Here is a 17,740-nt window from a genome sequence, read left to right as displayed (position 1 = left end):
AAATATTATTATTTTATTTCCAATTATTGTGCTTTTTTTATAATATCATGTTAAATAACACTGTTATATTAATTTTCAATTGAATATCATAATATTTAATTTTGTTTTATCCAATGAATTTACGATGTGCAAGTTTAACATTGCTTTGGTTTACCATTGCATATTGCATAGTTGTATCAATTTGCACATGTCCAAGTAATTTTTGCACTTGTTCTATAGGCATTCCTTTATCAATGGCATTTGTTGCCATTGTTCTTCTGAATTTGTGGGGGTGAACTTTTTTTATATTACATTTTTTACCTAATTCTCTTATTCGAGTTTCAACACCACTTATTCCTAATCTTTTAAATGGTTTATTCAATGAAACAAATAGTGCAGGATTATTATCATTTCTTCCTTGTAAATATTCTATTAAATGTATTTTAGTTCTAGCATCAAAGTACACTACTCTTTCACTTTCTCCTTTCCCAAATACAACACATTCTCGCTCATAAAAATCAACATCTTCTATGTTTAATCGCACTAATTCTCCTACTCGGATTCCAGTTGATGTTAATAATTCTACCATTGATAAATCTCTTATTTCATCACAATTATCTCTTAAAATTTCTAAATTTTCATCTGTTAATACTTCCTTAACAACACGACCTGTTTTCACACGATGTATTCGTCTAACAGGATTTTTGAGTATATAATCTTCATCTTCTAACCATGAAAAGAAACTTGAGAATATTCTTCTTATATTGTCAATTGTTGTTTTTGATGAATTTTTAGCATATTTATGATCAAAAAGATATTTTCTTAAATCATCTGTTGTAATGTTATAAACTTGTTTTTTTAATTTTTCTAACATTTTTTCAATTGTTGATTTATAATAAACAATTGTCTTATCAGAACAACCTTCTACTTGTTTTGCAGATAAAAATAAATTTAATAATTTAAAATTATCTATTTCATTTAGCTCATTGTTATTATCAATCAATTCAATATCTTTAAGTGAATTTAACAAGGTATTTGTTAATTTTAGATATTGGTCTTGATTTAAATAAGGTTTCATTTTGTTTTGTATTTTTGATATTATTTTTGTTTTCATTTTGTAATCCTCAATATCAAATTTACAATTTTTTTGTATAAAATAACTAACATTATTTTCAAATCATAATTTATCTTAGAAACATCAATTTCACCCGACATGAGTTTAGGAAGTAAAATGTCTCTTAATTTAGTTAACTTTGATATTTCGCCTTGATTTATTTTAATCTGTTCAAAAATACTATTAAATAGTATTGATACAGAATTTAATTTTTCTTTTGAAGGAATTAATATCGGAATCTTTTTGACAATTTTAGAATTAATAGCTTTAGCTATTGATGATGTACTTCCCAATGACTCATAATTAAAATTTTTAAGATATAAATAAAGATACTCTGTTGTTATTAAATCGTTATTCAATTTAAAATGCGCAATAGCTTCATTAGTTACCATTTTTTCAGTAGTAATTCCCAATCTACCAACAGTAAGTTTAAAACTTAAAATCACAGTATCTTTTGGTATTAATTTAACATTAAATTTATAAATTGCTTCTTCAGTGAGATATTCCGATGTTTCAAAAACATATACTTCTGATTTTCCAAGGTCTTTTATTGAAATCCATTTTATTCCATTAGTCTCTGAAAACCATTGAGGTTCTTTACGTGGTGGTGTTTTTCCAATAGTTACATCAGATATTTTATCTAAAGAGACATAAAACCATTTTTTAGGAATTAATCCAAATTCAGAAGAATTCAAATTATTATTATCATATTCCTCAAAATTCAAAAACTCTTTTTTAAAAATTCCATTTGCAATATCCATTAAATTTTTATTTAGAATTTAAATATTACAAAATTGAGGATATTGGAGAAGTTGTTTCAGGAGGTACTCCTTCAACAAACAAAAATGAGTACTGGTATGGAGATATAAGTTGGATTACACCAAAAGATTTGTCTTCTTATAGTGATATTTATATTTCTAAAGGTGAGAGAAATATTTCCCAAGAAGGATTAAATAATTCTAGTGCAAGATTAATTCCTAAAAATACTGTTTTAATGACTTCTAGAGCACCAATTGGATATATTGCTATTGCAAATAATGAATTATCTACAAATCAAGGATTTAAAAGTTTAATTTGTAATGAGGATATTTGCTATCACAAATATTTCTATTATTGGCTTAAATTAAACATAAAATACATTATAAATAATTCTAATGGTTCAACATTTAAAGAAATATCTGGAGGAACTTTTAAAAACTTAGAAATATCAATACCTTCAATCAATGACCAAAAAAGAGTTATTTCAATTTTATGGAATGTGGATAAAAAAATTTCTATGTTGAAGAAAATAAATAATTTTTATAAATTTCATCACCTTCAGAAGACAATTCCATAATGTATCTTAATACATCATCTCTTGAATAGCTGAAGTAAATATCTAAAGTTTCATTAATGCCCATCAATTCCAATTGACGATTTAATAGTTCATTACAATACTTTAACACCCACTTCTGATCATTAGCTACATTAACAATAAAACCTGTAATAGCTGAATCGTTAATGTATTCAGCTACATTCTGATTAGACTTCTCATTACCTGCTTGAGACTGAGGAGTTACAAAAGTCCTTAAAATATTATTTCTAAAGATTTCAGTCTGCCTTGTATAGTCAGACCGGTAGTTGTTACCCCCAAGGATTTTACTTTCTATTCCCGGAGGTACAATAGCTACATTACTATCTGCTGTAGTTCCATAGTCAGCATACAAATTTTCTTTAGCGGTTGAGGATAATTCAGTAATTATAGGTTGGCCGTTAGCATCCAATGAAGGTTTAATTTCAATAATATTATCCTTATTAATTCTTTCCATCTGGTTTCTTTCCAAGTTACATTTATGATAAATATCATCAAGACAATTAAGGATGATGCTTTGCGCTTCACAGTAGATTTCATTGTACATGAAGTTAATGACTTCTTCAGGTTCATACTTTACCGTTAATGTTCCCTCTTCAACACTAACATAATTATTAAACTCTTCAGGAGATCCGTTAACAATATCTTTCGGCATCTCATGAAGAAATAGCTGCACTTCATTATCATCATTGAATTCTTTTTTAAGGCCATGGCCATGTGCACCAATTTCCAAAAATACAGGTTTAATGTATTTGCCTATGGATTTATCCCAACGTTGTACTGGTTTAATTAGACCTTCCCCATCAACCATTCACCTTGTAAGATATTTTTAGCTACTTGGCTGATGTCAATTTTTCTAGCCCATAAAATTAAAGTTAATTTCTGCTCTTTGGATAATTTATTTTCTTTATCAATAAGAACAATATTAACATTAGCTTTATCAATTCTATTTTTCAAAATACCTGAAGTATAACCGTCGAGTTTAACAGCATAACGTGCATTAGCTATTGTTTTGTTAATTACTGGCGGAAGTGCATCTGGAAGATCAAAGCCAGTGTTAATCCCATCAGTTCGGGGTTGTCTTTCATCCTCACCCCAATAGCTGCGCTTAGTATTATACTGTTCCACCCTATTGTTCAATAATCGGGTTTTAATATAATCCATAAGTTTCATATAATCCCCCCCTGTATTTTTTGATTACATATTTTTATTATATTTTATATTATATAATTTATATAAAATAAGTAATAAAATTTGTGTAATAAAATATTATGCCACTACTTTTAAACAGATTAATTTGTAAAAATCCAATCTATAAACTCAGTGTAAATTTATTGTAAATATGAATAAAAACCTTAGACTGTTTATTATTTAAAAATAAGATATGACGTGTGGTAAAAAAATATAATCGATATATATATATATATATATATATATATATATATGGGATTTTAAACCTAATACTTGAAGAGATATATGTATAACTTAATAATAATGAGTTAATAGAAATATGGAAGTATTATTTTATGGGCATTTATGAGATTATATTTAGAACCTGCGGTCATTTATGTCATCAAAAGTCTGAAAGAAGTTTCTTCATAGGAAACTATCAATTTCCATTTTGTGCTCGTTGCAGTGGAATATTATTTGGAGTACTAATTGGATTACCCATTTCACTTGCAGTACCATTTGAAAACTTTTATTTGATAATCTTTTTATGGATTCCAATGATTATTGATGGTTTAGTACAAAAACATACTTCATATTTAAGTAATAATCGAAGAAGATTAATTACTGGCTTATTATTTGGATTTGGATATATGTATGTATTTATGATGTTAGATAGGATGTTTTGGTGATAATATGGTTGCAATATTAGCATTTATTGGACTATTAGTATGTGTTGGGGTCTGTGCATCTTCTTGTTCAGATTTAAAAAAGTAAATGTAACTTTTAGATTAAGGTGATAAAATATGTTAGCTTTAATAGGATTAATTTTTGTATGTGGTATTGTATGGGTCGTATGTTCTGAATGTAATATGGATCAATAAAACAAAATCAAATTAAATATGTCATTTTAATTTTTAAAATAATACAATAAAATGGAGCAGATTTAAATGAGTTTAGGTGATTTTTAGTATCTAGTGTAGCAGGTGTTGATAAAAATTGGGTTGCGAAACTGAGGCATATTCATAGACTAATTGAACAATTACAGAGCGAAGGATGGTACATTAAATATCAATATGATAAGAATATGACTTTGATAATTCTATTTAAATTGTACCCTGAATCAGATGAAGTGTATTTAATCGAATATGAATATTTAGAAATTGATGAAGCCATTAGAATGGTTACTAAATGGAAAAGCGGTCAAAACGCATTTGAAACTATTGATGAATGGGAACCTTATAATATTGGTTTCTTATTTGAAGACCAAGTACCCCCTGATTTATAATCTTATAAGATTTTGTATCTCCATGAAAGCATATCCTAAACCATCCCATCCATTAGGAGAGGAATATCCTTTCATAATTATTATTTTCACATTGATTCTAATGAGTATTGTTTTGAATCTTTTTGTCCATTACAGCACGATTAATATTTCTTCATGATTAACCATCATTTCTAGTACTTAACCCATGTAAGAAATCTAAAATCATAAAACATCTTACCACATAATCTTTTTTACCATAATGAAAATTTTCCCCATGTAAAATTTTATTTCTACTGAAATGTATTGATGTTTTATAATCTTCCCTAGGTTCAGTGTTCTGGAGCAAAACATCAATAAAAACATCATTCATTACATCAAAAAATCCATCACCAGACGTTAATTCCTTATAATACTGATTAAACCAAATATTTTGTCCATGTTCATCTTTTAGTTTGTTACCTTCCAAATCAAAAACTTTTTTATGATCGACCACTAATCCATTTTGTTTCATAAATTCTTGTTGAATTCCATCAATTTGAGCAATTAATGTTGGAACAATCAAATTTGAAAAATTAACTCCCTTAGGACAGTTTTTAATAATATTTACACAATCTCTAATAATTTTCATTCTACCTTTAAAAATTGGATTTTTTCCCAATTTCTTACAAATTCATCAAGATTTCTACAATCATTTTCTAAAAAATAATTAACAAAAACTTTATTAATTTCATGATATTTATTTCTAGAAGGTTTTTTACAAGCAGAAAGAATATCTTTAACAATATAAGTATACATACTTGGACTAATAAACCAATGATACTTTTTTATACAGGTTAAAGCATTATCTCTTGAAATATTGTATTTTTCAAATACTTCATCCCAAAATATATCTAAATAATAAGTAGCTTGAATTAAATTTTTATTAACATTAAACCAATTTGACCACAAATTAATTTGTGGTTCAATAATCTTTTGAATAGATATTGCAGAGTATGCTGCGGACAAATCAAATAAACGAATATATTCATTGAGTTGAGGAAGAGATATTGATTGCTGAATTGTATTTACAGCGTTTGAAACCTCAACCATACTATCCATAATTAATTCTTGTGAATTAAGAATATATTTTGAAATTTGTTGAGGTATTGTAATTAAATCTAATGTTTGTTCTATTGAATCAATTATTTGGTTTCTATGAGCCAATATTGGTTTTAGAAGATGGTTTCGATAACTAATCAATCCATCTTTAAAGTTATCATAGACATTGCCTTTATTAAAATCAAAGTATTTATCAATATTGTTAATTTTTAAGTATTCCGAAAGAATAAATTTTATTTCTAAAGAATTTAATCCTTCTAAAACTTCCATTGTTATTTTAGGAGACATTAACTGGTTAAGAATAAACATATTACAAATGAGTTCAGAATCATCATATTCATTTAAATATTTAAGAATTATTTCTTCATCTTTTACTAAAAACATTCTAAAAGTCAATTTTCCTAATGTTGGACTTTTAATATAAATTGGTTTTTTGGACATTTCGATTATATCTTCTAATGTTAAAATCATTTTATCACCTGATATTTTTATATTCTTTGAAGTTCCAAAATGATTCAATGGAACAAATAAACTATATACTATTCAATTTGAATTTTAATAATCAAATAAAGTTGTCTGTTTAGGTTCAATAAATCTTATTACCTTTGTTTCAATTAGATTATCATTTTCTTTAAGGTGCCCAAGCAATAATGGTGACTTCTCATCATGCAGTTTTATAACATTTCTGGGAATTTCAGGTTTTCGGTTGGCGTAGCAATATTTACATTCACTTAAACAAGAATTATAAGCGCCTATGTCTCTTGATGGAATGCAGTGACAATTTTCCCTAATTCCACTTCCTTTAACATTTTTATACACTACATTGTGTGCCTGTTCCAATATTTCTCTGGTTGTGCAACCTGCAGCATGTATACCATATTTTTCATAGCTTTCATTTGTTGCACATGATTGAGTATATAGATTATATTTTTTTGATATCTCACCAATCCCTTTCAATAGCTTCACTTTATCTTCCTCAGTAAGTGGAATTATTTCAGGCATATTCTCTTTAACTTTTTTGTACATATCAACAAAGCTGAATATGCATCTGTAAACCAGAGGTGCAATTTCTGAAGCCATATATTCAAATGTTTCCAAATGTTTTTCAACAGTATATTTTTCAGTCAGAAGTATCGGATCATATCTCCAGAGAATCTTATTGCTACCAACAATATCAGATAATCTTTTCAACGTTTTAATAGATTGATTTATTGATGGGACTTTTGGTTCTATGTCATTGCCATATGCAGTAATCGCGTAGTTGCACAATATATTGTACTTTTCATCAATACTACCTATATGTTTCAGTATAGGTTGGTAGTTCTTGGAGCAGAACAATAAGCAATCCACATCTTCAGGCTTTAAGCTTAACTTGTATAAATTCTCTCTTGCAAATGGATTTCTTGAATATGCATATCCCTCTTCAAGTCTGTTCAGTAGCCATGGAGTGTAGTAGTTCACTATATCTGTTCTTCCGCCAACATTTATTATCATGTTATCACTTACTATATCTGGTGACATTAACATTTCCTATTTGTGTTTTGACCAGCATCATACAGCAACTCTGATAAATAATAACTGTTCAAGACAACATTTTTATTTCTATACATTCACTAATATTTTTATTTTATATTTGAATATATGTTAAAATTCTTCCGTTTGAACGAATTTGCAAAACTTTAATTACTGAGGAAAATAAAATTAGTATCTGTAGTGAGAGAAAAGTAGTAGATAATTTGTGACTATTAGCATAACAATAAATACATTCATGCATGCAAGTATTGTATGCTCCAATATCCCTTCCAAATAAACAATCACAATCACGAATTTTATAGTTTTCTTTTGGAACTTTTAAAGTATTTCCAATAGCTTTCTCAATTACTTTTTGATTCATACATCCACTACAGTCAAAACCGAATTGTTCAAGCAAATTGCCTTCAACATAGGTTTTAAGTTGAATATCATATTTTTCAGCTATTTTGGAGAATTCCTCACCAATGATTAACTGTTCAGAGATTGTAACTTCACGGGCTTCCTTGAAATTTCGTTTAACTTTAGCATATAAATCAATAAAGCTAATTGTACAGTCATTTGTATATTCATGAAGTTTAGAACAAATATCTTCAAATTTTTCCATGTGATAGTCTAAGCTATATTTATCTGATATAAAAATCGGATCATATCTCCAAGATACGCTATTAACTCCCAAACTATCTGATAATCTTTTAAAGCTTTTAACAACCTTTGTATGGAGGAACATTTCTTTCAATATCTTTTTCATAAGATGTAATAGTTACAAACCAAAATTGATTAAATTCAGCTAATTTGCCTAGGTTTTTAATCATAGGTTCTGGGTTTTTGCTGCAAAAGCTTAAACAATCAACAACATTTGGATTTATTAAGTATTTTGAAAGTTGATTATTATATGGATTTCTAACAAGAGCATAACCTTCATCAATTCTGTTAAAAAGACATTTTGAATAAAAGGCAGGAATATCTGTCCTAACTCCAGTATTAATTATCATAAAAAAAGAAAAAAAATAAGAGACTTAATTTCTGTCTCTTCCAAAAATATGAACTGCAGCAGTACCTCCAGTACCTCCGATGTTATGAGTCATACCGATTTCTGCTCCATCAACTTGGCGTTTACCAGCATCTCCTCTAAGTTGCCATACAACTTCAGCAACTTGTGCAATACCAGTAGCACCAAGTGGGTGTCCACGTGCTTTTAAACCACCTGAAGTGTTAATTGGGAAATCCCCACCAATTTCAGTTTGACCTTCTTCAATAGCTATTCCACCTTTACCTTTTTCAGCAAATCCTAAGTCTTCTACAGCTAAAAGACCATTAATTGAAAAACAATCGTGTACTTCTGTAAGGTCAATATCTTTAGTAGCTACTCCTGCCATTTCATAAGCTTTTCTAGAAGCTACTTTTGTAGATTCGATAGTAGTTATGTCTTTTCTATCATGTAATGTCAATGTTCCGGAAGCCTGTGCAGAAGCTTTTACATAAATTGGAGTATCTGTGTATTTTTTAGCATCTTCAGCAGGCACCATTATAACCGCAGCAGCCCCATCACTAACCGGAGAACAGTCAAGTAGTGTTAAAGGGTCAGCTACTTTTGTAGAGTTCAAAACTTTATCAACACTAATTTCAAATGGATATTGGGCATTAGGATTGTTAGATGCATTTTTATGATTTACAACAGAAAATTGGGCTAATTGTTCACGGGTAGTCCCATATTCATACATGTGTCTTTTTGCAATCATTGCATATAATGATGGGAAATTTGCACCTTGTTGTGCTTCCCATTCTTGATCAGATGCAGTAGCAATAGCTGGAGTTGCATCAACAACATCAGTCATTTTTTCTACACCTGCAGAAATCACAACATCATGAAAGCCAGATGCAACTGCCATAATACCTTGTCTTAATGCTAAACCTCCAGATGCACAAGCAGCTTCTACTCTTGTACATGGAATTGGATTAAGTCCTACATGATCGGAAATTAATGCAGCAATATGTTCTTGCTCTACAAATAATCCAGAAGACATGTTTCCAACATACATCGCTTCAATATCTGCACCTTCAACACCAGCATCACTAATAACTTTCACACCAGCTTCAGCTATTAAATCTCTAAAAGATGAATCCCATAATTCCCCAAATTTAGTTTGTGAAACTCCTATAATCGCAACATCTCTCATTTTAATCCCTCTACATTTTTATTTTACCTTTGAATTTAGCATAAACTGCATAATCAACATATTGTTTATCATTAATTATGTTTTGTGTTTTTGGAGCTAAATCTCTTCTTTCTTTGAGTTCTTCATTTACAGTTAATGTGAAAGCATCACTACCTGCACCAGATCCATATGAAACAACAAATATTTTGTCTCCTGGTTCTGCAACATCCAAAATATTAGATAATCCTAAAGGAACAGCACCAGAATAAGTATTTCCAATGTCAGGAGTTAAAAGACCATGTTTAACTTGTTCTGAATTAAATCCTAATTTCTTACCTGCCCTTAAGTAAAATTTACCATTTGGTTGGTGGAAACAAGCATGATCATAATCTTCTGCTTTTGAATCGGTTTTTTCAAATAAACCTTTAGCAGCATTTAAAACATGCTTAAAGTATGCTGGCTCTCCTGTGAAACGTCCACCATGAGATGGATAATCCTGACCTTCACGCCTATAGAAATCTGGAGTATCGGTTGTAAAACTGTAAGTTTCATTAATATCAGCTAAGGTGTCTTTTTTACCAATAATATAAGCAGCCCCACCAGCAGATGCAGTATATTCTAAAGCATCACCAGGTGCCCCTTGAGAAGTATCGGCACCAATAGCTAATCCATATTCAATCATGTCTGACTCAACAAGACCCATAGACATTTGAATACCTGCAGTTCCTGCTTTGCATGCAAATTCTAAATCAGCAGCAGTTAACTCAGGAGTAGCTCCTACAGCTTCAGCAACAATAGTGGCTGTTGGTTTAACTGCATATGGATGTGATTCTGAACCAACATAAACCGCACCAATTTTTCTTGGATCAATTTGAGCTCTTGCTAGAGCATATCTAGCAGCAGTTACTGCAATAGTAGCAGTATCCTCATCAGCAGAAGGAACTGACTTTTCATTAACAATTAATCCTCTTGATAATGCAACAGGGTCATCACCCCATACTTTTGCAATTTCTTCTACTTTAATTCTATATGAAGGCACATGTGCCCCATATCCTACAATTCCTACCATTAAATCACCTTAAAATATAATATTTAAACTAATCTATTATATTTAATATTGATTAGTAATATTATATAAAAGTAACTAAAAATGAATAAATTTAAACAAAATGATAATTTAATAAAAAATTTTAAAAAATAATGAACAAACATGCAGTTGCCGGGATTCGAACCCGGGTTGTAGGCTTGGAAGGCCCAAGTAATAACCAGACTATACCACAACTGCTAATGAATGCGGCGTCCGGGATTTGAACCCGGGTCTCTAACGTGGCAGGCTAGAGTCTTAACCAGGCTGGACTAACACCGCATTTACAAAATAAACAACAAATAAATTTATGTTTTCATAATATATAAAACTTATGATTTTGGCACATCACTAGAACTCAATAACTTATTATCTTATTATGCAATGTATACTTCTGCCTTAGCTTTATTGTTGAAAGAAGATATTTCTCCAGAAACTCATGAAGGAACTTTAAGGCAATTAGCTAAAACTTATTACTATCTTTATGATGCAAAAACAATTAGAAATAAATCTAGTTAGGATTATTCAATTGTCTTTAGTGAGAAATTAGCTAAAGAATTACTTCTTCAAGCTGAAATATTTATTGATGAAGTTGAAACTTTATTATAGTTCATTTATGTGAAAATTTATATTACTCATTGGTTGACAGGTGGTAAAAGAATAAAATTTCAATCTTTTCTTGCAGTTAAACAAATCCAGCCTTCATCCTTTTGAATATGGGCTTTAAATTCAACAAATCCTGCGTTTTCAAGAGATGCTTTTAAAACATCCTCAGAATAAATTTTCATATCTAATAATTCAACTAAATCATCATATTTATCCATTTTTCCTTCTTCATAGATTGCTTCATTACAAATGAATATAAACCCACCTTTTTTAAGAACCCTGTAAACTTCTTTCAAGTCATTAATAAAATCTGGCCAAAAATAAATTGTTTCAAAAGCTGTTGCAATATCAAAACTTTCATCTTCAAAAGGCATTTCAGAAACAGATCCTTGTATTACTTCAACTTTACCCTCATCAATAGCTTTTTGATTATGTTTAATTGATTTTTCAATACTGACTTCTGAATAATCTATTCCTACAACCTTACCTTCATCGGATATTTGTTTAGAGAATCTCTCTAAGTTTCTTCCACCACCACATCCAATGTCCAATATTTTATTTTCAGGAACAACTTTAAAATAACTTACTCCCCACCTAGCCATTAGTTCATGGGATTTATTCATTCTATCAAGAATTTGGTGACCTAATTCACCTTCGGGTTTTCTTGCATTTTTAATTAATTCTTTATCTTCAATATGATGTCCAGTATAGATTTTATCTTCATCTGTCATTTTATCACCTTATTTTTTCATTCCTTTACGTGTTTTAATAGCTTGTCCACTTTCAAATTCTTTAATTTCGCATGCAGATAAAAGAGATTTACCGTAAGCTAATAATTTATCCTCTTCATTTACAATCAAAACTTCATCACGAGCTCTTATATCATAATCACAATCAACTACAAATTTACAAAATACACTTTTTCCATCAAGGGCAAATGGTTCTGAGTCTTTATTAACAATCACCCTATTTAGTGGATATGGCATTTTATTATGAAGTCTTTTCGCTCCTTCTTTTGATAATATTAAATATGAATCAGAAGCTCGCATGTTTACAATTAAAACTTTTCCATCATAAACATGCCTAATTTTTCCTGTTTTTTTACTTTTCTCAACATTTATATTGCCAGTAAATAGCGCATCGCCTGCTCCGATACCAAATTGATAGTCAGCTATTGCTTTGAGCTTTTTAACATCATCCTTTTTGTATACAATGTCTAAATCACTTAAACATTTATTATATAATCCAATACCTAGATCTTTAATGATTTTTGAATGAATTAAAACTTGTTCATAATATTCAACAAATTCCGATAAAAAGTCCTCAATAAACTCAATACTGCTAACATCATGGATTTTAGGAGAATCATTTTGACTTAGTGGATAAATTTCATCAATATCAAGTGGCACAAGACCGAATGGAACATCTAAAACCATAAAATCAGTATTATCTAAATCAATCTCCTGTTCTGATCCATAAATATAAAAATCACCAAGTTTACCCCTTATAAATTTTGAGTAAGGTTTTCTAGATGGTGGAAGAACTATTAAATCACGTTTTTTAGGCATTTTTCGCAATTTTTTAATATGTCTTACTACTTCGCTTCTATATAATGATTCTGGTCCTGTATAGAAAAATGCTGATTTTTTACTTCTTGGATCGTATTTTTCTAAATCATCCTTGTAATTTCCAAGTTGCCTAACAGCTTCAAGAAGTTTTGGATGAGCTCTACAACGTTCTTCAACAAGTTCCATTAAACTACCATCATAAATAGCTTGTCTAATTAATCTTAACTCGGCAAATGAAACATTTAAATTATGTTGGGCTATTAAATCTCTTCTTTTTTCTTTTGGCATTGCCCGTAAATCATCAGGAGTGTACCTACAACATACTTCACAAGAACAAGGCATTTCTTTTAAGTTTTCCAATTTGAATGTTCCTCTTGTAGAAAGCAGCCGGTCATCTTCAGCATATAAAATATAGGCTGCTGAGTCAAATAAATCACATCCCATAGCTACTGCTAGTGCAAATATCATTGGATGGCCTGCACCCATCAAATGGCGAGGAACACTATCTGGTAAGTGTGAAACTGAATTCATTACAACATCAACTAATTCTTTGTAGTGATATGACTCCATTAGAGGCACCACTGCACCTATTGGATATAAATCTGCACCTAACTTAGTAAGTTCATCACCACACTTTTGACGTAAATCTAGAAATGTTGAACCTTGAACAACCGAATTTAAAAGCATTTCCATATTCTGCTTATTTTTATATTCAACTGCTTCTTTTGCTCTTTTAAGTGTAATTTCTAAGTCATCTTCAGCTTCTTTGCGAGTGACAAATGGTGCTGTTGGAACATCTAAACTAGTTCCAATATCTGTTTTAATTAATTCTTGAAACTCAATTACTTCTTTATTTGTAATTTCAACATCACCATAAACAGATAGTTGAAATGAACCTGAATCAGTCATTATTGGTCCGTCAAAATTAATTAGTTCATGTAATCCTTTTTCAATAGCTTCCTTTTTTAAATCTTCGTCTTTATAAATCAAATAAGCATTAGTAATTACAATATCAGCCCCATATTTAGCTACATCAATTACTTGTTTACGTGGATGAATTACTGGCATTAAATTAGGTGTTTTAACATCACCGTGCCTTGTTTTTAAAACACCAACTCTACCTCTATTATCTTTTGCTTTAATTTCAAACATTATATAACCTTATACAACAATTAATTAAAATTAAGTTTAAATTAGAAATTATATAAATTTTACTTATTTTTTAGTCAAAAATTAAAATTAAAATAATAAATTGATTTTTATTTGCTCTTAATTATTTATTCAGCCAGTAATACTCATTAAAACCTAAAAAATTGTTTATTAATAATATCTTAAATTTTTTATACTTTAAAATTTAAATGATAATTTGATAAAATGAATCATGAAAATATTTTTAATTTAGTTGATCAATATTTCGATGAAGAAAGAAGTGGTCGAAATAATGAATCTAGAGTTGATTTTTTTAACAGTTACAATGAACTTTTTGTTTTAACAGAAGATGGATCTTATTCTATTAACTCAAAAGAAATAAATAATAAAATTGAAACCTTACATACATCTACCGGAGCAATTAGTGAGTCATTTGAAAAATTTATTAAAGCAGTGAAGTTTGACTATGCAAAAGACATTGCCATTTTAGATATTTGTGCAGGACTCGGATATAACACATCAGCAGCTATTGGAAACTTTATTAAAAATAGTGACAATACAAATTTAAAGGTAGATATGGTTGAAATTTCAAAAGCCACCCTTGCATGTGGTCTTTTAGTACCATCCCCAATTAAAGAACATGATATTACTAAAAAAGCAATTGAAAACGAACTTATAAAAAGCAATTATGCAAGATTATCTCTAGAACAAAGCGAAATTCCAGATAACATTGAAATCAATGTATATATTGAAGATGCAAGACAGTGCATTCAAAAACTCAAATCAAAAAGTTATGATGCCATATTTCTAGATCCATTTAGCCAAAATATGTCACCAGAATTGTTTTCAGTTGATTTATTTAAAGAATTTAAGCGTGTGATAAAAGATGATGGAATTATAGCTACTTATACTTCTTCTGCACCGGTTAGAGCCGCATTTATTGAAGCTGGATTTTACATTGGTCTAGGCCCTATTTTTGGAAGAAAACAAGGTGGAACCCTCGCTAGTCCAAATCCATCAATGTTAGATACATCTCTACTAAAGAATGATGAAATAAGAATTGCACTATCTGATGTTGGAATTCCTTTTAGAGATCCTAATTTATCTAATTCAAGCGAAGATATCTTGAATAAACGACAAGAAGAACGTCACAATGCAAGACATAATACTAAAATATCCTCAGCAGTTAAAACTCCCATCTTTTTAGGTGATGAAGTAAGTGATAAAAAGTTAAAAAGACGTGTGGAGCGTAACTTAGCTAAAATGAATATAACATCAACAACATCAAAAGAAGCGTTTTATATTCTTGAAGCTGAAAAAGATTATACACAAAAGCAATATGCAAAAAACAATTCAAGAATTAGAATCATAAATTTGGCTAAAAAGCTAGAAGAAGTTAAAAATGGAAATCATGGAGCAATATAATTTCCACTTAATAATAAATATGCTTCTTCCTTACTAGATTTTTGAATTTTACCAATAAGAGTTAAATCTCTACCTGAACCATCATGATTATGACCAAATACACTCCAGTCACAGTCACAATCCTTACAGAAAATCATTCCCTCTGCACTTCCACTTTCTCTGTGGCCTGTTGCTGGGAAAATTCCTTTATCACTAGTTTCATCTCCTGCCCAGAAAATACTCCAATAAAGATCATGTCCTCCACAATAAGGGCATGTTCTTAAAAATTCGGCTTTATAGAAAGTATAACCATATTTACCTTCTTCTCCAGCAGCTGATGCTCTTCCAATGACTAAAATGGTTTTTCCATCTTCAGATACGCCATACTTATTATAGTGTTTACCCTGATTACTATCTAAAACCGTGATTTTATTTTTAAGCGTATAACCAGTATTTAAATCTTTTGAAATAACAGTATGAGAACCCTTTTTTAATTTAAAATCAACAGTAGCTATTCCTTTAGAATTAGTTTTAACCGTTTTTTCAACACCATCAATACTAACACTAAGTTTAGTATCTTTAGCAATGTTACCATTTTGTTTTAAAAGTTTAACTTGGAATGATGAACGTTGATTTTCACGAGCATACATATCGGTTGCTTTAAGAGAAGATAGCTTAACAGTTACCTTCTTATTTAAAGTATATCCAGTATATGGGTCAACAGATTTAAAATTATATGTTCCTTTAGATAATTTAAAATTAACACTAGCTACACCATTTGAATCTGTTTTAAGAGTTTTTTTAGCTCCATCAATATAAACATACACTTTAGCCTTTTTAGCTAATTTTTCGTTTTTATAAAGTTTCACTTTAAAAGTAGATGTTTTACCAGTGAAAACCCTCATTGACTTAGCAGATAAGGTTGGTAATACTTTAATCGTGTTTGTATGTTTTTCACTTGTAACTGGATTAATAGAAGTAATCTTAAATGTAGAAGGTTTTGAAATTACTTTTAAACTAGCAACACCATTTTCATTAGTCTTAACTGTATAAGTGTTTCCATGACATTTGAATTTAATGTACTTTTTAGCTAAAACTTTTCCATTTTTCATGAAAAACTTAGCTGTAAACTTTAAACTACTTTTATAATGTTTATTTAGGTTTTTTGTATAAATAGAACTTAAAACTTCAATATTGTTTTTAAGTTTATAAGCATTTGGATGAATCGAATAAATAAGATATTTGCCTGCTTTAAGATTAATAGCTAAACTTGCAATACCTTTTTTATTTGTTTTAACCTTGTATGTAATACCATTAATTTTAAACTTAACATAAGTGTTTTTTAAAGCTTTACCTTGAGCATTTAAAAATTTAGCTGTGAATTTTTCCGAACCCTTATAGTGTTTAGTTAAGTCTTTAGCAATGACAACTGGCATGACTTTTAATCTGTTATTTATCACAACATCTCCATGTGAAGCAGAGATAAGATAATTACCACTTGTAAGAGTGATTGGAAGATTGATTAAACCATTTTTATCAGTATTTTTAGTATAAATGTTACTGCCTATTTTAATTACAACAGAAGCATTCTCAACTGGAAGATTTCCCTTAGATAAACTAAGTTTATAATTACTTCCATCTTTATAATACATAGAAACATCACTACCACTTAAAACATAAGAACCATTTTGATTATGAGTGTTTAAAGCAGAAGTATTTTCATTACTTAACAGTGCCTCCCCACAGGATGCATTTGAGATAACCGACGGAGGTTCATCTCCTTCTTCACTAGCAATCACATCATCAGTAAAATTTCCATCATTTGCTGAAACAGCAGAAATTGATAATATGAATACTAGAGTTAATAAAATTAAACCAATTTTTTTATAAAGCATAGTCATAACCTCATTATAGTGCGATAAAAACTTATAATTTTTAATGTATAAAAAGCTTTTGATTTTTAAAAAAAACTCTAATAATCCTAATTTCAGAAAAATAAGCAGTTTAAAGCTTAAAAAAAATTTACGATGTTGAAAAGATTTTAAAATTCTTTTATGGTGTGTTGAAAAGCTAATATTGATTCATTAAAGAAAATAGGAAATACTATAACATTTCATCTGTAAAATTATTATAAAAACATTAATAGATAATCAATAACCAGTATTTGAATAATATAAACATTAATGAAGTTGTTTTTCAAAAATAAACTTATCTATAATTGTTATATCAATTTTAAACAACTGATTAACGAAATAAAAAAAAGT

17 protein-coding genes, 2 tRNA genes and 1 pseudogene are annotated in these 17,740 nt (G+C 29.2%); 5 read left to right on the top strand and 15 right to left on the bottom strand.

The annotated features are described in order from the left end of the window. Positions 1–106 precede the first annotated feature (106 nt). Both xerA and MBORA_RS04770 read right to left on the bottom strand, forming a co-directional pair. Positions 107–1,093: a site-specific tyrosine recombinase/integron integrase gene (gene xerA / locus MBORA_RS04775; RefSeq protein ID WP_063720310.1), complete on the bottom strand. Its 987-nt coding sequence runs from the start codon at positions 1,091–1,093 to the stop codon at positions 107–109. After that, positions 1,090–1,854 (bottom strand): restriction endonuclease subunit S, encoded by a 765-nt coding sequence (locus MBORA_RS04770; RefSeq protein ID WP_063720309.1) that lies wholly within the window; start codon positions 1,852–1,854, stop codon positions 1,090–1,092. The genes xerA and MBORA_RS04770 overlap by 4 nt, the downstream gene beginning before the upstream one ends. Here MBORA_RS04770 and MBORA_RS04765 point away from each other — a divergent pair. Beyond that, a complete protein-coding gene (locus MBORA_RS04765) occupies positions 1,842–2,429 on the top strand; it encodes a restriction endonuclease subunit S (RefSeq protein WP_042693969.1) in 588 nt (195 codons plus the stop codon). The genes MBORA_RS04770 and MBORA_RS04765 overlap by 13 nt on opposite strands. Here the strand turns inward: MBORA_RS04765 and MBORA_RS04760 are convergent. After that, positions 2,368–3,255, bottom strand: coding sequence for a hypothetical protein (locus tag MBORA_RS04760; RefSeq protein ID WP_042693970.1), 888 nt, complete (start codon positions 3,253–3,255; stop codon positions 2,368–2,370). The two genes, MBORA_RS04765 and MBORA_RS04760, sit on opposite strands and share 62 nt — an antisense overlap. Continuing rightward, positions 3,234–3,617 carry a hypothetical protein gene (locus MBORA_RS04755; RefSeq protein WP_042693971.1) on the bottom strand — a complete coding sequence of 128 codons (384 nt, stop codon included), beginning with the start codon at positions 3,615–3,617 and terminating at the stop codon, positions 3,234–3,236. Before MBORA_RS04755 ends, MBORA_RS04760 begins: the two co-directional genes overlap by 22 nt. Before the next feature lie 353 nt (positions 3,618–3,970). Here MBORA_RS04755 and MBORA_RS04750 point away from each other — a divergent pair, with 353 nt between their 5' ends. Both MBORA_RS04750 and MBORA_RS04745 read left to right on the top strand, forming a co-directional pair. After that, positions 3,971–4,303: a DUF2085 domain-containing protein gene (locus tag MBORA_RS04750; protein WP_042693972.1), complete on the top strand. Its 333-nt coding sequence runs from the start codon at positions 3,971–3,973 to the stop codon at positions 4,301–4,303. A 395-nt stretch (positions 4,304–4,698) separates the two neighbouring features. Beyond that, on the top strand, positions 4,699–4,899 hold the full coding sequence (locus MBORA_RS04745) for a hypothetical protein (RefSeq protein WP_042693973.1): 201 nt from the start codon (positions 4,699–4,701) through the stop codon (positions 4,897–4,899). Between the two features lie 157 nt (positions 4,900–5,056). Here MBORA_RS04745 and MBORA_RS04740 read toward each other — a convergent pair whose 3' ends face one another. The 8 genes and pseudogenes from MBORA_RS04740 to MBORA_RS04700 all read right to left on the bottom strand — a co-directional run bounded on the left by MBORA_RS04740 (position 5,057) and on the right by MBORA_RS04700 (position 11,031). Beyond that, a complete protein-coding gene (locus MBORA_RS04740; RefSeq protein ID WP_147659510.1) occupies positions 5,057–5,506 on the bottom strand; it encodes a hypothetical protein in 450 nt (149 codons plus the stop codon). After that, a complete protein-coding gene (locus tag MBORA_RS04735; protein ID WP_042693975.1) occupies positions 5,503–6,447 on the bottom strand; it encodes a hypothetical protein in 945 nt (314 codons plus the stop codon). Before MBORA_RS04735 ends, MBORA_RS04740 begins: the two co-directional genes overlap by 4 nt. 84 nt (positions 6,448–6,531) lie before the next feature. Then, a complete protein-coding gene (locus MBORA_RS04730; protein WP_198643695.1) occupies positions 6,532–7,497 on the bottom strand; it encodes a DUF1848 domain-containing protein in 966 nt (321 codons plus the stop codon). A 106-nt stretch (positions 7,498–7,603) separates the two neighbouring features. Further along, positions 7,604–8,501, bottom strand: a pseudogene (locus tag MBORA_RS10255) (DUF1848 family protein). A gap of 24 nt (positions 8,502–8,525) precedes the next feature. Next, the gene (locus MBORA_RS04715; RefSeq protein WP_042693976.1) at positions 8,526–9,686 is read right to left on the bottom strand and encodes a thiolase domain-containing protein; all 1,161 of its coding nucleotides are present in this window, start codon (positions 9,684–9,686) and stop codon (positions 8,526–8,528) included. Positions 9,687–9,696: 10 nt separating this feature from the next. Next, complete coding sequence (locus MBORA_RS04710; RefSeq protein ID WP_042693977.1) at positions 9,697–10,734, bottom strand: hydroxymethylglutaryl-CoA synthase; 1,038 nt, start codon at positions 10,732–10,734, stop codon at positions 9,697–9,699. A 142-nt stretch (positions 10,735–10,876) separates the two neighbouring features. Further along, positions 10,877–10,950 (bottom strand) — tRNA-Gly (locus MBORA_RS04705). Between the two features lie 7 nt (positions 10,951–10,957). Beyond that, positions 10,958–11,031 (bottom strand) — tRNA-Gly (locus MBORA_RS04700). 102 nt (positions 11,032–11,133) lie between these two features. On the opposite strand from MBORA_RS04700, the gene MBORA_RS11315 reads away from it, so the two are divergent. After that, positions 11,134–11,268 (top strand): hypothetical protein, encoded by a 135-nt coding sequence (locus tag MBORA_RS11315; protein ID WP_261795628.1) that lies wholly within the window; start codon positions 11,134–11,136, stop codon positions 11,266–11,268. A 149-nt stretch (positions 11,269–11,417) separates the two neighbouring features. On the opposite strand, the gene MBORA_RS04695 is transcribed toward MBORA_RS11315, so the two are convergent. Then, entirely contained in the window at positions 11,418–12,086 is a 669-nt protein-coding gene (locus tag MBORA_RS04695; RefSeq protein ID WP_042693978.1) for a class I SAM-dependent methyltransferase, read from the bottom strand. A 9-nt stretch (positions 12,087–12,095) separates the two neighbouring features. Next, positions 12,096–14,075 (bottom strand): tRNA guanosine(15) transglycosylase TgtA, encoded by a 1,980-nt coding sequence (tgtA, locus tag MBORA_RS04690; RefSeq protein ID WP_042693979.1) that lies wholly within the window; start codon positions 14,073–14,075, stop codon positions 12,096–12,098. A gap of 222 nt (positions 14,076–14,297) precedes the next feature. Here tgtA and MBORA_RS04685 point away from each other — a divergent pair, with 222 nt between their 5' ends. Then, on the top strand, positions 14,298–15,497 hold the full coding sequence (locus MBORA_RS04685; protein WP_042693980.1) for an MnmC family methyltransferase: 1,200 nt from the start codon (positions 14,298–14,300) through the stop codon (positions 15,495–15,497). Here the strand turns inward: MBORA_RS04685 and MBORA_RS04680 are convergent. After that, positions 15,482–17,371, bottom strand: coding sequence for an MSCRAMM family protein (locus MBORA_RS04680; protein WP_063720306.1), 1,890 nt, complete (start codon positions 17,369–17,371; stop codon positions 15,482–15,484). The two genes, MBORA_RS04685 and MBORA_RS04680, sit on opposite strands and share 16 nt — an antisense overlap. Between the last annotated feature and the right edge of the window lie 369 nt (positions 17,372–17,740).

This window comes from Methanobrevibacter oralis (genome assembly GCF_001639275.1).
GTDB classification, from domain to species: domain Archaea; phylum Methanobacteriota; class Methanobacteria; order Methanobacteriales; family Methanobacteriaceae; genus Methanocatella; species Methanocatella oralis.
This window is presented reverse-complemented; position numbering and strand designations above follow the sequence as displayed.